The organism is Pseudoalteromonas sp. SIMBA_162, from assembly GCF_046535955.1.
Lineage (GTDB): Bacteria > Pseudomonadota > Gammaproteobacteria > Enterobacterales > Alteromonadaceae > Pseudoalteromonas > Pseudoalteromonas marina.
In genome coordinates this window covers 1-279 of the sequence record NZ_JAWJBQ010000263.1, presented here as the reverse complement: position 1 = coordinate 279, position 279 = coordinate 1, and the positions used below count along the sequence as shown (strand labels likewise).

Genomic DNA, 279 nt, shown 5'->3' with positions numbered 1-279 from the left:
CACCGGCCCGTGCGGCCCGTCCTCCGAAATCTTCTATGACCACGGCGAAGATGTCGCCGGTGGCCCGCCGGGCAGCCCGGACGAAGATGGCGATCGCTACATCGAGATCTGGAACCTGGTCTTCATGCAGTTCGACCGTGACGCCGAGGGCACGCTGCACCCGCTGCCCAAGCCGTCCATCGATACCGGCATGGGTCTGGAGCGTGTCGCGGCCGTGATGCAGGGCGTGCACTCCAACTACGAGATCGACCTGGTCCAGAACCCGCTGGCCGCCGCGGC

General features: G+C 67.0%; 1 protein-coding gene. It reads left to right on the top strand.

Going from position 1 to position 279, the window contains the following annotated elements:
- Positions 1-279: alanine--tRNA ligase-related protein (locus tag R0J88_RS19610; RefSeq protein ID WP_410900814.1), on the top strand; the 279-nt coding region annotated here is incomplete at both ends.